The organism is Pseudoalteromonas luteoviolacea (genome assembly GCF_001696455.1).
GTDB classification, from domain to species: domain Bacteria; phylum Pseudomonadota; class Gammaproteobacteria; order Enterobacterales; family Alteromonadaceae; genus Pseudoalteromonas; species Pseudoalteromonas luteoviolacea_C.
This window is the reverse complement of sequence record NZ_MAUJ01000001.1, coordinates 1,102,343-1,116,033: the sequence shown is the minus strand read 5'-3', so window position 1 is coordinate 1,116,033 and position 13,691 is coordinate 1,102,343. Positions and strand designations below refer to the sequence as shown.

Annotated in this window: 11 protein-coding genes and 1 tRNA gene; 8 read left to right on the top strand and 4 right to left on the bottom strand. The window is 41.3% G+C overall.

What is annotated here, in order from left to right; translation table 11 throughout:
• Positions 1 to 3: 3 nt before the first annotated feature.
• Both A7985_RS25650 and A7985_RS04785 read left to right on the top strand, forming a co-directional pair.
• Positions 4 to 150, top strand: a complete 147-nt coding sequence (locus A7985_RS25650) for a DUF2256 domain-containing protein (protein WP_081310426.1) — start codon at positions 4 to 6, stop codon at positions 148 to 150.
• A 3-nt stretch (positions 151 to 153) separates the two neighbouring features.
• On the top strand, positions 154 to 1,725 hold the full coding sequence (locus A7985_RS04785; RefSeq protein ID WP_065789288.1) for a cryptochrome/photolyase family protein: 1,572 nt from the start codon (positions 154 to 156) through the stop codon (positions 1,723 to 1,725).
• On the opposite strand, the gene A7985_RS04780 is transcribed toward A7985_RS04785, so the two are convergent.
• The 3 genes from A7985_RS04780 to A7985_RS04770 all read right to left on the bottom strand — a co-directional run bounded on the left by A7985_RS04780 (position 1,726) and on the right by A7985_RS04770 (position 7,171).
• The gene (locus A7985_RS04780) at positions 1,726 to 2,925 is read right to left on the bottom strand and encodes a hypothetical protein (RefSeq protein WP_065789287.1); all 1,200 of its coding nucleotides are present in this window, start codon (positions 2,923 to 2,925) and stop codon (positions 1,726 to 1,728) included.
• A gap of 88 nt (positions 2,926 to 3,013) precedes the next feature.
• A complete protein-coding gene (locus A7985_RS04775; RefSeq protein WP_065789286.1) occupies positions 3,014 to 4,618 on the bottom strand; it encodes a trypsin-like serine protease in 1,605 nt (534 codons plus the stop codon).
• Positions 4,619 to 4,912: 294 nt separating this feature from the next.
• On the bottom strand, positions 4,913 to 7,171 hold the full coding sequence (locus A7985_RS04770; protein ID WP_065789285.1) for a TonB-dependent siderophore receptor: 2,259 nt from the start codon (positions 7,169 to 7,171) through the stop codon (positions 4,913 to 4,915).
• A 532-nt stretch (positions 7,172 to 7,703) separates the two neighbouring features.
• Here A7985_RS04770 and A7985_RS04765 point away from each other — a divergent pair.
• The 4 genes from A7985_RS04765 to A7985_RS04750 all read left to right on the top strand — a co-directional run bounded on the left by A7985_RS04765 (position 7,704) and on the right by A7985_RS04750 (position 9,398).
• Entirely contained in the window at positions 7,704 to 8,075 is a 372-nt protein-coding gene (locus A7985_RS04765; RefSeq protein WP_065789284.1) for a hypothetical protein, read from the top strand.
• Between the two features lie 87 nt (positions 8,076 to 8,162).
• Positions 8,163 to 8,253: transfer RNA gene (locus tag A7985_RS04760), tRNA-Ser, on the top strand.
• Between the two features lie 50 nt (positions 8,254 to 8,303).
• Positions 8,304 to 8,675 carry a hypothetical protein gene (locus A7985_RS04755; RefSeq protein ID WP_065789283.1) on the top strand — a complete coding sequence of 124 codons (372 nt, stop codon included), beginning with the start codon at positions 8,304 to 8,306 and terminating at the stop codon, positions 8,673 to 8,675.
• Positions 8,676 to 8,780: 105 nt separating this feature from the next.
• Positions 8,781 to 9,398 carry an FKBP-type peptidyl-prolyl cis-trans isomerase gene (locus tag A7985_RS04750; RefSeq protein WP_065789282.1) on the top strand — a complete coding sequence of 206 codons (618 nt, stop codon included), beginning with the start codon at positions 8,781 to 8,783 and terminating at the stop codon, positions 9,396 to 9,398.
• Positions 9,399 to 9,458: 60 nt separating this feature from the next.
• Here A7985_RS04750 and A7985_RS04745 read toward each other — a convergent pair whose 3' ends face one another.
• Entirely contained in the window at positions 9,459 to 11,876 is a 2,418-nt protein-coding gene (locus tag A7985_RS04745; protein WP_065789281.1) for a methyl-accepting chemotaxis protein, read from the bottom strand.
• Between the two features lie 196 nt (positions 11,877 to 12,072).
• On the opposite strand from A7985_RS04745, the gene A7985_RS04740 reads away from it, so the two are divergent.
• A complete protein-coding gene (locus A7985_RS04740; RefSeq protein WP_065789280.1) occupies positions 12,073 to 13,065 on the top strand; it encodes a cytochrome-c peroxidase in 993 nt (330 codons plus the stop codon).
• 9 nt (positions 13,066 to 13,074) lie between these two features.
• Complete coding sequence (locus tag A7985_RS04735) at positions 13,075 to 13,683, top strand: hypothetical protein (protein WP_065789279.1); 609 nt, start codon at positions 13,075 to 13,077, stop codon at positions 13,681 to 13,683.
• The last annotated feature ends 8 nt before the right edge of the window (positions 13,684 to 13,691 follow it).

Here is a 13,691-nt window from a genome sequence, read left to right as displayed (position 1 = left end):
ACTATGCACAAAAAGCTTAAGTTACCGACAAAAATATGTGCTTGTTGTCAAAGGCCATTTTCATGGAGAAAAAAGTGGCATAGAGATTGGGAAAACGTGAAGTATTGTTCTAAGCGTTGTGCCGGGAAACGTAATAAAGAGGCAGACTAGAAAATGGCTGAAGAGTACAAAACGCTTAGGCTTATCTTAGGCGACCAATTGAATGCCAGTCATTCTTGGTACACAAATAAAAATGAGGACACACTTTATGTAATCGCTGAATTGCATCAAGAGACGAGTTATGTAAAGCACCATGTTCAAAAGGTGTGTGCATTTTTTGCTGCGATGAATGCGTTCAGTCAAGCGTTAATGAAGGCAGGACATAAAGTTTCTTATTTGACTTTGGATGATACAAAGCAGTACACGCAGTTACCAGAATTACTCAATAGCCTGATTGAGAGATACAGCATAAAGTTGTTTGAATATCAATTACCAGATGAATATAGGCTCCGTTCTCAATTGAGCGAATTTAGAAACAACCTCTGTATCGACTCTAACGCTTATGAAACAGAACACTTTTACCTGTCGGACAGTGAGCTAGGTAGCTATTTTAAAGCGGGTAAAAAGCATCGGCTAGAAGCGTTTTATAGAAAAATGCGAGTTCGGTTTAATATTCTTATGGAAGGTAAAAACCCGCTAGGTGGCGAGTGGAACTTTGACAGTAAAAACCGCAATAAGTTGAAGCAAAAAGATTTGTCAGAGATCCCAGGGCCGCTCGTTTTCGCAAATGATGTAAGTGATATAGAAGACAGACTAAAGCGTCATAATGTGGTTACTTTTGGTGTATTTCATGAACAGCTTTTATGGCCTATCAATAGAGTACAAGCAAGAGAACTAGTGTTGGCATTTTGTAAAACACAGTTATCGAAGTTTGGTTTTTTCCAAGATGCGATGACGTGTAATGCTGATGATATGTACACAAAAAAACAATGGAGCTTGTATCATTCTAGGCTTTCTTTTGCATTAAATAGCAAGATCATTAGTCCTGCCTATGTGGTGGAGACAGTCCTTGATTATTATTATGACCATACTGACGATGTCGATATTGCACAGATAGAGGGGTTTGTTCGCCAGATTATTGGTTGGCGGGAATTTGTTCGGGGGATCTACTGGGTGAATATGCCAGAATATGGTCAGTTAAATTCGTTAGGGGCTGAACGTGAATTACCAACTTGGTTCTGGACCGGTGAGACAAAAATGAACTGTCAAAAGCATGCTGTTCAGCAATCTTTAGATTACGCCTATGCGCATCATATTCAAAGACTTATGGTTACGGGCAACTTTTGCTTGATAGCTGGGATAGAGCCGAGGCAGGTAGATGATTGGTATTTAGGCGTATACATTGATGCCATTGAGTGGGTTGAAATGCCTAATACTCGAGGTATGAGCCAGTTTGCTGATGGCGGCATTGTAGGCTCTAAAGCGTATGCCGCGAGTGGCAATTATATCAACAAGATGAGCGATTACTGTAGTTCATGTCACTATGACATCAAATCTATCGATGGCCAAAATGCATGCCCTATGAACTCAATGTATTGGCACTTTATGACAAGCCATGAAGCTGAGTTTACTAAAAACCCTCGTAACAAGATGATTTATTCTAGCTGGCACAAAAAGCAGCCTGAGCAAAGAGAGAAAATACTCTCGAGGGCAACAACCTACCTTAATTCTTTAGACGATTTATGATCACTGGTGCTCAAAATAAATTCTGTATGTACTCGACCAAATCGGAAAGTCGACATGCGTCGCGTAACAGATAAAGTCTTGAGCATCTGTGTTACTTACGTCAAGTAAATACTGTAACTTTGCTATTTGGCTTTGCTCTAACTGGCTGTGTGCAAAGTTGCTTTCTAGCGAGGTTACGTTTAAGTTTGGAAACTCTGGAAAGCGCTCGGTCCACATGTCACTGGCTCTTAATTTGCCTTCTTCAACTTTTTGATTGTTGTGATAGCAGCCAATGTTCACGGTACTACAGCGATCAATCTGTTTTTCTAGTAGAACTAGCATAGTGAGTTTCTTAACTGGGTTTTTTATGGAGAGACTTGTCGAGCTGCAAGGGCTATTTTGGTTCAACGGGTTGACTACTTCATCAGGGTTATTGAAGACAAATGTGACATTGCAATCGTGCGCCGGAAGCGGGTCAAATACGAGACCTGAATTACTAGGGGAGTAGGTACTAAATGAGTCTAAAAACCCATTAGTCGAATATTCTTTAGACACGCCAAGCGTAAACGCCTGTGGCTCTAGTTTACTGTCTCGGGTAATATTTGCAGGCGATTCAAAATCCTCTGGGTGAGGGTGAGTATAAAACTGGACAAATGGAACAGCGCCAGCCTCTCGCTTGATACCTGATTTACTGATTAAAGCTGTTTCTTGCAAATAATTCGGATCGTTCTTATTTTGACGCAAAATGTAAATACAAAATACCTCGTCGACGCTGAACTTTAAAAGCGCTTTTGCTGCATAATAAAGCTGTGCTTTTTTATCCTGCTCCTGAGGATGCGTTTGAGGTGTTTTAATCTCATCAGTGATTAGACGTTTTAATTGTGCATGACTTTTGGCATTTTGTCTTAAGCACTGGGTAAACAGTTGAACAACTTGCTTTAATTGGCTCAGTAGTGGGGGTGGTAATAGGGGGCTTAGCTTTTCAATTAAAAGCGCTAAAGCTTGAGTTCCAGGTAGTTCAATTAAGACTTCTAATCCATTACTGGCTTTGCAAGCTGCGAAGAATCTTTGGCTGTTTGAGCGGTTGTAACCTAGTAATTTTGAGAATCCACCAATTGAACTTGCTTGTTCAGAGAGGGTTGAACGCACCGCAATAAAAGTTTTTTGGATGCGTTCACCTAGTCGAGTAAGCTCGGTTTTTTCTTCTTGATTCAGTCCCATATACCAAAAGCATTATTTTCTTAATTTACCTTAGGTTACATGGGACTGATTGGATTTAAAAGTCCTCAATCACTAATTTGTACATATATTAGTTACAAGCGCCGAGTTTTTTCCATGGTCCCCATTGGCCAGAATCAGCAGGGTTGTCACCCTGAACCCACCAATTAGCTTCATAAATATTTCCAGCATGTGCGACTCGGTCACCTTTTAAGTACACTGCTGCCGCTGACCATGTGGGCAACCCATTACAGCCAGTTGAACCGTCTTTTACCGAAACAGTCTTACTAATCGTATCTGATTGACCATCTCTGTTACTGACACGCAGTTCAATTGTATATTGGCCTGCTAGCGCGTAAGTATGCGTAGGTGAGTTTTCAGTGCTAGATTTACCATCGCCAAAATTCCAGCTTGAACTTGTGTTACCCGTACTGTTGTTTTGTAACGAGACACTCAAACCATTGGTGGACACAGCAAAGTCTGCTTTTATATCTGTAGAGCCATCACAATCACTTCCTTTTCTCCAAACATTGCTATACAGATCTGGTTGCGCACCTTGTGACCACCAAATTGCTTCATACACGGCACCATTGAATGACACTTTTTCACCCGGAGCGTAACTCTTTTGAGCATCCCAGTTAGGCGCACACTCAGGAGGTGTGCCTATGTTGACAACCTTTGAAGTGCTACTCGTTTGGTTTTTAGTATCTGTAACAGTAAGTGTGACATTGAAATTACCCGCCGCAGCATAATCGAAGCTTGGGTTTTCAGCTGATGATGTCGCGTTACCTTGACCAAAATTCCACTGATATTGGGTGATACCCTTGTCATCTGTCGATTGGTTCGTGAAATTAGCGACGGTACCATTGACTGAATAAGTGAAGTTAGCGACAGGTGGATTGTCTGTCGGATTGTCACCGATCCCGGTTTTTTGCTTTATCCAATCTAGGTAACTGGTGGTTCGTGTAAATGCTGTGGCACCTTGACATGCAATGCCCCAACTGACGGTACCGATACTATAGAAGTCATTACCGACTCTCACTGCATATGGACCACCACTATCGCCGTTACATGCTGAACGGCCACCTTCGCCACCACCACACACGACGGAGCCTGGAATAGAAAAGTTAAGCAGTGAACTACAACTACTATTGCTGATCACAGGAAGCTCTGCTTCTCTTAACACATCGCTAGGTCGTCCGCGATTTGAGGTGAGGCCCCAGCCTGAAACAGTCACATAATTTCCAACGTTTGCATATTGGGATTCTATTGCAGTGGTAGGCAGTTTAGCCGGTGTATACTGAGTGGGCGCAGGTGAAGCCAGTTTTAGTAAGGCAATGTCGTAACCCGAACGGATCCCATTCGCCCCACGCCAACGCTCATGATTAATAATCTGAGATACACGTAGTGTCTGTCCGTCACCACGACTGATCGAATGCGCACCAACACGGACAGTAAGACTCGCGGTAGATGCACTGTCTAAGCAGTGCGCTGCGGTCAATACCCAGTCGGGGCTGATTAACGTACCGCCACAACCTTGTCTACCATTCATTAGCAGTGCTACTTGATATGGTCTTGAATAAGCGGGTGTTTCAACCCCACCAACGACACTTGGCGTCACATCGATATCGTTGCTTGCATATGCACAAGAGCTTATCGCTGTAAGCGCAGATAGTATTATTTTAACCTTTTTCATGATGTATCTTTCCTTTATTAGCTCGAAAATGAGCAGGTATACAATTAATCTGAGATACACCTGAGATTCAATGGTTGGGTGAAAAATAAACACTGGTAAGAGCAGGTAGTTTTTAGTCTCGCACTAAGCTAGATAATTGTTACAAAAGAATATTTGTGTAACACTTTGTTTACGCTTGTGTCTAATTTAGAAAGGGGTGAATGTGTGTTTTAAGGAGGTAGGGTGGTGTAACTTGCTTTTCAAGCAAAGCGAGTTAAAAACTAAACCCGCTTTACATTTGACTACTTATCTATTTTAAAAGCTATATCTCGCAGAAAGCTTCCAATTGCGAGGCTCGCCCCAAGTTACTGACCCACTCCATGGTGCGATATCATTGTGATAGCTTTTATCAAATACATTATCAACGTTTAGCGAAACGCTTAATGAGTCTGTCACATCGTACCTCGCCATTAAATTGAATAAGGTAATAGAACCATGATCACGGCGTTCACGACCTTGAATATTAGGCCTGCCACTTTCAACCCAGTAGCCATCTTTCCAGTTCATACCAAACCCTACAGTCAACCCTTCGACAAAGTCTGATGGTTGATATGTTGTATATAAGTTGAAAAGCTGTTTAGGAATATCTGAGTTAAGTTGCTCTCCATCTTGATCTTCTGTTTTAGCATAAGAGTAACCCGTATAAACATTAAACCCTGGCGATACTTCGCCACTGAGTTCCAATTCAAGGCCATGGGTCGTTCCTGTATCAACTACAATTGTTGGATTTATACGGGTACCTTCAAACCTGAAGCGACGGTCAAAATCAGGGTCATCTATTGCTTCATTCATCTTGTTTGATTCAAAGATTGCAAAAGAGAAGTTGAGTAAGCCTATTTCAGCTTTCAGTCCTGCTTCAAGGCTGTCGCCAATAATCGGACCGTGAAGCTTCATGTTTTTGTCATATTCTAGCTGGGGTTCAAATGCATCGGAGTAGCTTGCATACACACTATACTCATCATTAATATCATAAATTATGCCGGCATAAGGTGTGGTTTCTGTTTCTACTTGCTTTACAGTGTGCTCGCTCACATCAACGCCATTTTTTTCTTCGTTCTGGCCAAACTCTTTATATTCCCAGTCGGTTCTTCTCGCACCGATGATTGTTTTGAGGTTGTCCGTTAGAGATAGCCGAGTCGCAAAGTAAACACCGCTGCTTACATGGGTTTCAAGCCTATTCGGGTGAGTATCACTAAATGGGTAATGAGGAATATCACCAGTCCATGTGAAGTAATTTATTTTATCAATATCACCAATTTGAACTTCATATTGCTTATGCTCGTTTCCAATATATGTTCTTTCGCGGTCAAAGCTATTGTAGCCAACAATGAGGTCATGCTCCTGGCCAAGAAACTCGAAGCTGCCTTGTAAGTTGACGTCAAAAGTTCTTTGAACATCTTTAGAACTGCTAATAACGGCACTCATGCCAAAACCATCGTCAGTAAATCCATCCTGATTATAATAGCCATTCTCATAGAGGAAGAAGAGCTTGCCACCTTCCATATCTATGGTGTTGTATGTGGCGATTGAGTTTAATTGCCACCCATTGTCGAAACCGTGGCTGAGCGATGCAAAGTAGGTATTTTCTTCCAGTGGCCAACTACTATTTTTAGCAGTTAACCCCGTGTCGCTTCTTTTGGGGTTGAATAGACTGCCGTCAGCGTAGTAATAGGGTGCTGCGTGAGAGTTAATAACACCACGAGACGCTGTATCAGCATACTCATAACCAACACGAATAAGTGTTGCATCCGTTAAGTCACCTTCAGCTGTAGCGTAAATAGAGGTTTTTTCTTGTCCATATCTATCGACAAATGAGTCTCTGTCGTAATGTGCTGCCGCCACTCTGCCTCGCACGCTACCGTCACTACTTAACGGTGTGGAGATGTCTAGCTCAACTCGATCATTGTTCCAACGACCTGTCATCACCCCAATATGGCCTTGTAACTCTTTACTCACTGCACGCTTACGTACTAAGTTGATCGTGGCTGTAGGAGAGCCGGCACCAGTCATTAAACCATTGGCTCCACGCAAAATCTCAACGCGCTCGTAGGCAATTGCGTCGCCGTTTATGTCGGCTCGCCGTCCGCCAGGAAATTGTTGAACACCGTCTATTTGGATAAGATTGACGTTGTCACCACGAACAATAAACTGTGTTCGGTCGTGGCTACGACCACTATTTGCGTATACACCAGTCGTATGCTGTAAGACATCTTTAATATTGATTGACTTCCAATCTTCTAATTGTTGCTGGGTAATAACAGAAACTGATTGCGGTGTTTCTTTTAATGACAAGATCATTTTTGTCGCAGACTTAGTTGCTGCATCCGAATAATTACCGACCGTTGAAGCGGTTACATAGATACGCTCGATTTCATTTGCGGACTGAGACCCATTTGCGGTCGTTTCAGCAATAGTGTGTGTACTGGCCAGTGCTGTTGTTAATGCGAGCGCAATAGGCCCAAGGCGAAGAGCGGGGCGTTTTTTAAGAGAAGTTCGAAGTTTTGAATTGTCCATAAAACCTTATTCCAGAAGATCAAAAAAAGCTGTAATTTACAGCGCAATCGTTGTCAGTTATTTCAAAGATTAAAGTTAGAGTAATTGTACCAAACTAGGGTCATAACTGATAATGGTTTGCATTATCGTTATGGGTTTGGCAAAGTCAAGATATATTGAGAAGCTACAAAGTAATAATTGGCGTATATTAAGTTTCTAATAATTATAGACTTTTTAAACTAAACTTTATCGTTACATCAGCGTCTATGATAGATGCTCTGATAAATTCTCTGCGTAATAGTGAGATCAGGGGAACTTGTATTTACCTAAATGGGAAATGTTCTGTTGCTTAGAGCGATCTCGGGAATGCAGCTAAAGTTAACCTAACTTTTACCTTGTACGTATTTTATTTCTCCGAGGTTTGTTAGGTAGTCATGAGTTACAACTAATTTTTAGTCAACGGTTGTTTTTTGAGCTCTCTTTGTTAGTCTTGTAGTGCTACTTACTATAGTACCTAATATGATACCTAAGAATAATTATAAGAAGAAAAGCTATGGGAGATCTCTTTCTAAAGCAGCGTGAAAATTGGTGGGTATGGATCGTATGGGGAGTTATTGGGTTTATATCGAGCAAGCTTATATTATCAATGCTAGATAATACGTGGTGGGTCTTGTTGGCACCTGTCACAATATTGGTAATTCTGACTGCTTGGATGAACTTTAATCGTCGATTCGACTTTACCAGAGCGCTAAAGATATTAATGTTGGTAGGGACCATATCTTTGATACCACTTTTTGAACAGCGATGGAGCCGCTGGGACCAGATGATACATATTGCTGTAGAGTCTGGTACATTAATTATATCTTTACTCACGGTGAGCATCGTATGTGCTCTTTTGGCTAAAAGGCCAAAGCAGTATTATTAAGATATACGGGGTGCCATAACAATTGCGAAATAGTCAAAAAAATACTTTACATAAGTATAATTAGCAATTAATATGCGCGCCAACAACGGAGAGATGGCTGAGTGGTTGAAAGCACCGGTCTTGAAAACCGGCATACGTTAATAGCGTATCTAGGGTTCAAATCCCTATCTCTCCGCCACCTCATTCCCAAAACCGCCTAACGGCGGTTTTTTTCGTTAGGAGAGTTCAATGGCCCAAAATGTTGTTAAACATTGTTCACTATGGATTGTCTTTAGTTTTTTCTACTTAAGTGGCCTGCAAATGGCTGTGATTATGTCAATTGATGGTCAAACCGAGCCGACATTATGGCAAACGCTTTTATACACATTCTTGTATAATGCACTAATCGGGCATTTAGTTACCAAATACGAAAAATTATGGCCTTTCCTTGCCTCAATCGTTATTTCTCTCTTTGGCATCATGGGCTTTGGCGTATTTTTTGGTGACAAGCTTGCAGGGTATAGTAATGAACTGTTGATAGGCCTTGTTCTTTCTCTTCCTTTTGCAACATTTCTTGTTAAAGAGATAAAGTCAAAGCATATAGAACAACAGTCTCAATAAACTCTGTAATTTAAAGGGCATGGTTTTTATCTGTGCCCTATAAGTTACGGTTTCACTATGCTACACTGCGCGTCCTTTTAAGCTGATAAAGAAAGTGAATTTGATATGTCAGATTTATTCAATACGGACGCAGGCAAAGCGAGCTACGGTATCGGTCTACAAATGGGTGAGCAATTAAAAGCAAACCCTTTTGAAGGTCTAGATTTAAATGCAGTGTTTGAAGGCATGAAAGATGCTTACACTGGCGGTGAATTCCGCGTTGAGATCCCAGAGATCCAAGCTGCTTTTGAAAAAATTAACAGCGAGATTCAAGCTCGCCGTGAAGAAGAAGCTAAAGTACTAGCTGCTGAAGGCACAGCATTCTTAGAAGAAAATGCAAAGCGTGCAGAAGTAACAGTTACTGAGTCAGGCCTACAATACGAAGTAATTTCTGCGGGCGAAGGTGACAAGCCAGCTGCTGATTCTACAGTACGTGTGCACTATCACGGTACTTTGATCAATGGTACAGTATTCGATAGTTCATATGACCGTGGTCAACCAGCTGAATTCCCAGTAAATGGCGTAATCAAAGGCTGGACTGAAGCGCTACAGCTTATGAACACTGGTTCAAAATTACGTTTATACATCCCACACGACCTTGCTTACGGCGAGCGTGGCGCAGGTGCTTCAATCGCGCCTTACTCAACGTTAATCTTTGATGTTGAGCTACTTGAAATCCTATAATTAAAACCTTGGTTTTAATTAATAGTAATACCCAGCTTATGCTGGGTATTTTTTTGAATTTTACTGATCAAAAAACTCATATAGTTCAGACAGTGCATCCTTTTGATCAGGCCCCGTCGCCGAAAATTCAAGACCGTAGTATGTATACTTGCTATTTCTATCTTCTTTGCGAACGACCCGCGCAGTAATGCACATCGGTGATTGATCCATGTACTCTTTGTAGTTCTTTTTGGGTAAATACATCACGAGTATAACCGCAGAGTCAATATCCAGTTCTTGATTCAACTGCTTACTCAGTCGTATTCCACAGCCAACACAGCTGAGCTCTCTAGTAATGGTGGAGTAGTCTTTATCGTCCTGCGATATTTTAATTTTGACCTTAGCTTCGAGTCGATCCGAACGTCTTTTTTCGTGCTTTTTCTTAACTAAACCATCATCTTCGTCAAAATGGAAGCCATCCATTAAGCTATTTACAAGCTCGGATGTCTGATACAAGTCTCCGCCAATCATGGATACCATTTGTGCTTTTTCTGCATTCTGCTGAAGTGACGAAAATAGATGTTGAAGCTTTATTTGCATCTCAAGCATTTGATTACTTTGTTCATCTGAACGATGTGCAATTTGGTCATTAGCGTCAATAATACTCTCTATGGTTGTTGTCATCGCTCGAAGTGCTTGGCCACTTTCATCTGAGCGGGCTTTACTCACGTCTACCTGATGAATAATATCGGTCATCAATCTTATGACATCGCCCACTTTATTGGTTAGTTGGGAGATAACGTTTCTTATTTCATCCGTAGAATTAGCCGTTCTTTGCGCGAGGCTGCGTACTTCGTCTGCAACAACTGCAAAGCCACGTCCTTGCTCGCCGGCGCGAGCGGCTTCAATAGCAGCATTGAGTGCAATAAGTGCAGTTTGGTCGGCAACAGTTGAAATAGCATCAGTTACGGATTCAATCTCTTCGCTTGCCGTTTTAAGCTCTTCAACTCCTTCAGAGGCGAGTGTGACAACATCGACCGTTTTATTCATTTCATCTAAGTTGCTATTGACTGCTGCAATACCGGTATCAGCTTGAGTTTTTGCTTGCTCGAGGACTGTTTGGCTTTGCTCAATGGCTTGTCCAGACTCTACTAGCAAGTCCATAAAGGATTCAATTACACGCATGACCTCTGAATAACTGGAGTTTTCATTTTTAGCAACGGTGGAGATTTCGGTGGCAATAGCGGCGACTTGATGCGCCGAATGGCCAACTTGTCTTGATTGCCTCCGTACGGTAGAAATAGTAGAAGACAGCGAAAGTGTCATATGGTTAAAACTCTCGGACAATTGGTTGAGCTCGTCGTTTGAGCGAATGACAAAGTAGTCTGTCTGGGTCTTAAAGTCGCCAACAGAAATATTTTTGGCACGCGCAAGCAATGACTGAACACGGTTTTTCAATTTATTACTAAACACGACACTTATTGTGCCGGCAATGATGATGGTTAGAATTGAGCTGATTGCAAGGACGATGAACATATTAGAAAGTGCATTTTGTGTATCATCAATCCCTTGTTTCGTAACATCTGTAACGTGCTGATTCATGGCTTGTAGTTCATCAAAAATCGTCGCCGTTAATGGTTTGATGACTTTTCTTAGGTGGTTATTTGCGAAGTTGGACTCTTCACTGGCTTGCTTTTCAAATGCGCGAATAGTAATTGGTGCGAGCTTTTCCCGTTCTTCACTGTAAGCATTCCAATACTCTAATTGCTCTTCAGTGAAAAGGTCTTCATAGTCATCTAATATCGATACAAAAGCGTCGCTATTTTGAAACCAAGCTTGGTCAAAGCCATCAATGTTCTTTTGTTCTCGAGTCAATAAAAAAGCTCTGAGCTCAGAAATCGCGGTTGCAAAGCTGATTTCTGAGTCTACCAACAGCTTAAATAACTCAAACCTATCCTCATCTACGTCTTCTTCTCTTTCTATCTCTATCATTTGCGCAAGGAGTGCGACCATTGATTCTGCTAATGGGATAGCTTCGGTAACCAGCAACTTCACGGCAGGCTCATTATCAAGCGTATTAGCGATGTCAGAGATCACTTTTTGCTCATGTTTTAACTGTTGAAGGTGGCCTTTTATGACATCAAGTTTATCTTCTTCAAATCCTGTTTCTCGTGCGAACTTGGCCAGATGTTCAAATCCACTTTCAATGTCCTGCCATGCGACGTTTCTTTTCGTAATGGCTGTATTTCTCGCCGTATCATTATTACCAGTGATTATTTGCTCCTCTAATGCTATCAAAGATTCCAAAATATTCATTTTGAGATCTGAATTAACATTAACGAGTGGAATGGATACAGAGGAGACCTGAGTGAAGTTTTTGGCTAGGGTGCCTGTACTTAAATAAACGAAAAAGTTACTGAATATACCCAGCGATGTTATTACACCAAAAGCCAAGAGCATTTGCGCAGCGATGCCTGGAACAAATCTAGAAATCATCATGTTGTTATGAGTGTCTCAGAGTTGGTATTAGCAATTTTAATTTAAGTTAAGTTTGTGCGTTTACCTGTTTTGCGAAACTTTTATTAAAATCGGCTAATTTTTTGATTTATTGACAAATATAGTCAATCCTTCGATAAGGTCAAAGTTTAACCATTAAAATTAACATGTGTAAACAAACTGTTTCGGGGGACGAGTAATGGATTGTAAGAAGTTGGTTTTAGCCGCTTTACCTTTGATATTTAGTACTCAGTTACAAGCCAAAGACATACCTGTATTTGGCAATTTAGCGACGCCTGATGTCGACGATATCGAATACATAGATGAAGAAGAGCCATCAGATAGAGAAGTTAAATTAGGCAAAATGCTATTTTTTGATAATAGATTGTCAAAACATCAAAACCAATCTTGTGCAACTTGTCATAACCCAGAATTAGGTTTCAGTGATGGAGTCGCAAAGGGAATAGGAAGCGGCGGTGATATTCTAGGGCGTAATGCGCCACACCTCTATAACTTAGCGTGGTCTGGTATCTTTTTTTGGGATGGGCGGGCTGGCTCTTTACAGGAACAAGCGTTAGGGCCGCTAGTGTCTGATGTTGAAATGCAGATGACACCGAAAGATGTCTTGCAACGACTTAAAAAAGTGCCGTTCTATAAAAAAGAATTCAAAGAGCTATACGGTGAGATGACGTTTGAAAATGTTGGTAAAGCAATCGCGGCATTTGAAATGACGATTGTGAGTGATGACTCGGCGTTCGATAAATATCTTGCTGGTCAAAAGGAAGCTATGTCTATGTCTGCCGTGCGAGGTTTGAAGCTGTTTGTCGGTAAAGCGCGCTGTGTAAAATGCCATGATGGTGCGAACTTTACTGATGACAGTTTTCATAATATAGGCATTCAAAGTGGTGATAAAGGGCGCTATGCCATAGACAAAAATAAAGAATTAATGGGCGCTTTTAAAACCCCCGGTCTAAGAAACATCATCATGAGTGCGCCTTATATGCACGATGGCTCCTTGGCGAGTTTAGAAGAGGTCGTGGAGCATTATGACCAAGGTGCAGTTAACGTCAAAAATGTCAGCCCTCTCATTGTGCCTCTTAACCTTAACCCGCAAGAAAAAGCGGACTTAATAGCGTTTATGGCAGCGTTGACCGATCCCGTTGTAATTGAAAGACCAATTTTACCGAATTAAGGAGTAGATATGAAAAAGTACGCAATGTTAATGGTGGGGTTTAGTTCAGTATTTTGTGTTGAAGCAGCGACATTAACTGGTGAGCTAGAGTTTGTAAAAAGACCATCGTTTGTAGGGGTTGTGTATGCAAAAGGAGGCGTTGGACCTCAAAAGGCCGAATTAGACCAATCAAATAAAATATTTGATAAAAAAGCGGTGGTTATTGGGCCCAAAGGTGAAATTACTTTTAAAAACTCTGATGAGTTCCAGCATAACATTTTTGCTAATGACCCAAATTCAGGGGTTAAATTTGATGTTGGCTTAATGAATCAGGGACAAACAACAAAAGTGTCGGCAGACTGGTCGGAAAATACGCTTACACGCATAGGTTGCAAAATACATCCCAAAATGCGCAGTTATATCGCGAATGTTAACTCAGATGCTTATCAAGTGCTGCCATTCAGTAAAAAGCAAAAAGTATATCCTATTAAGTTGGATGTGGGTTCTCATACCGAGTTTGTATTACAAATACCTAAATACGACCCCGTGGAGTTAAAGCTGGCTAAGGGACAAGAGACCAGTGTCGATGTTATGTACAAAGGTAAAAAACGTGCAACTTTAAAATTGGCTCTCAATTAAGGTTTATC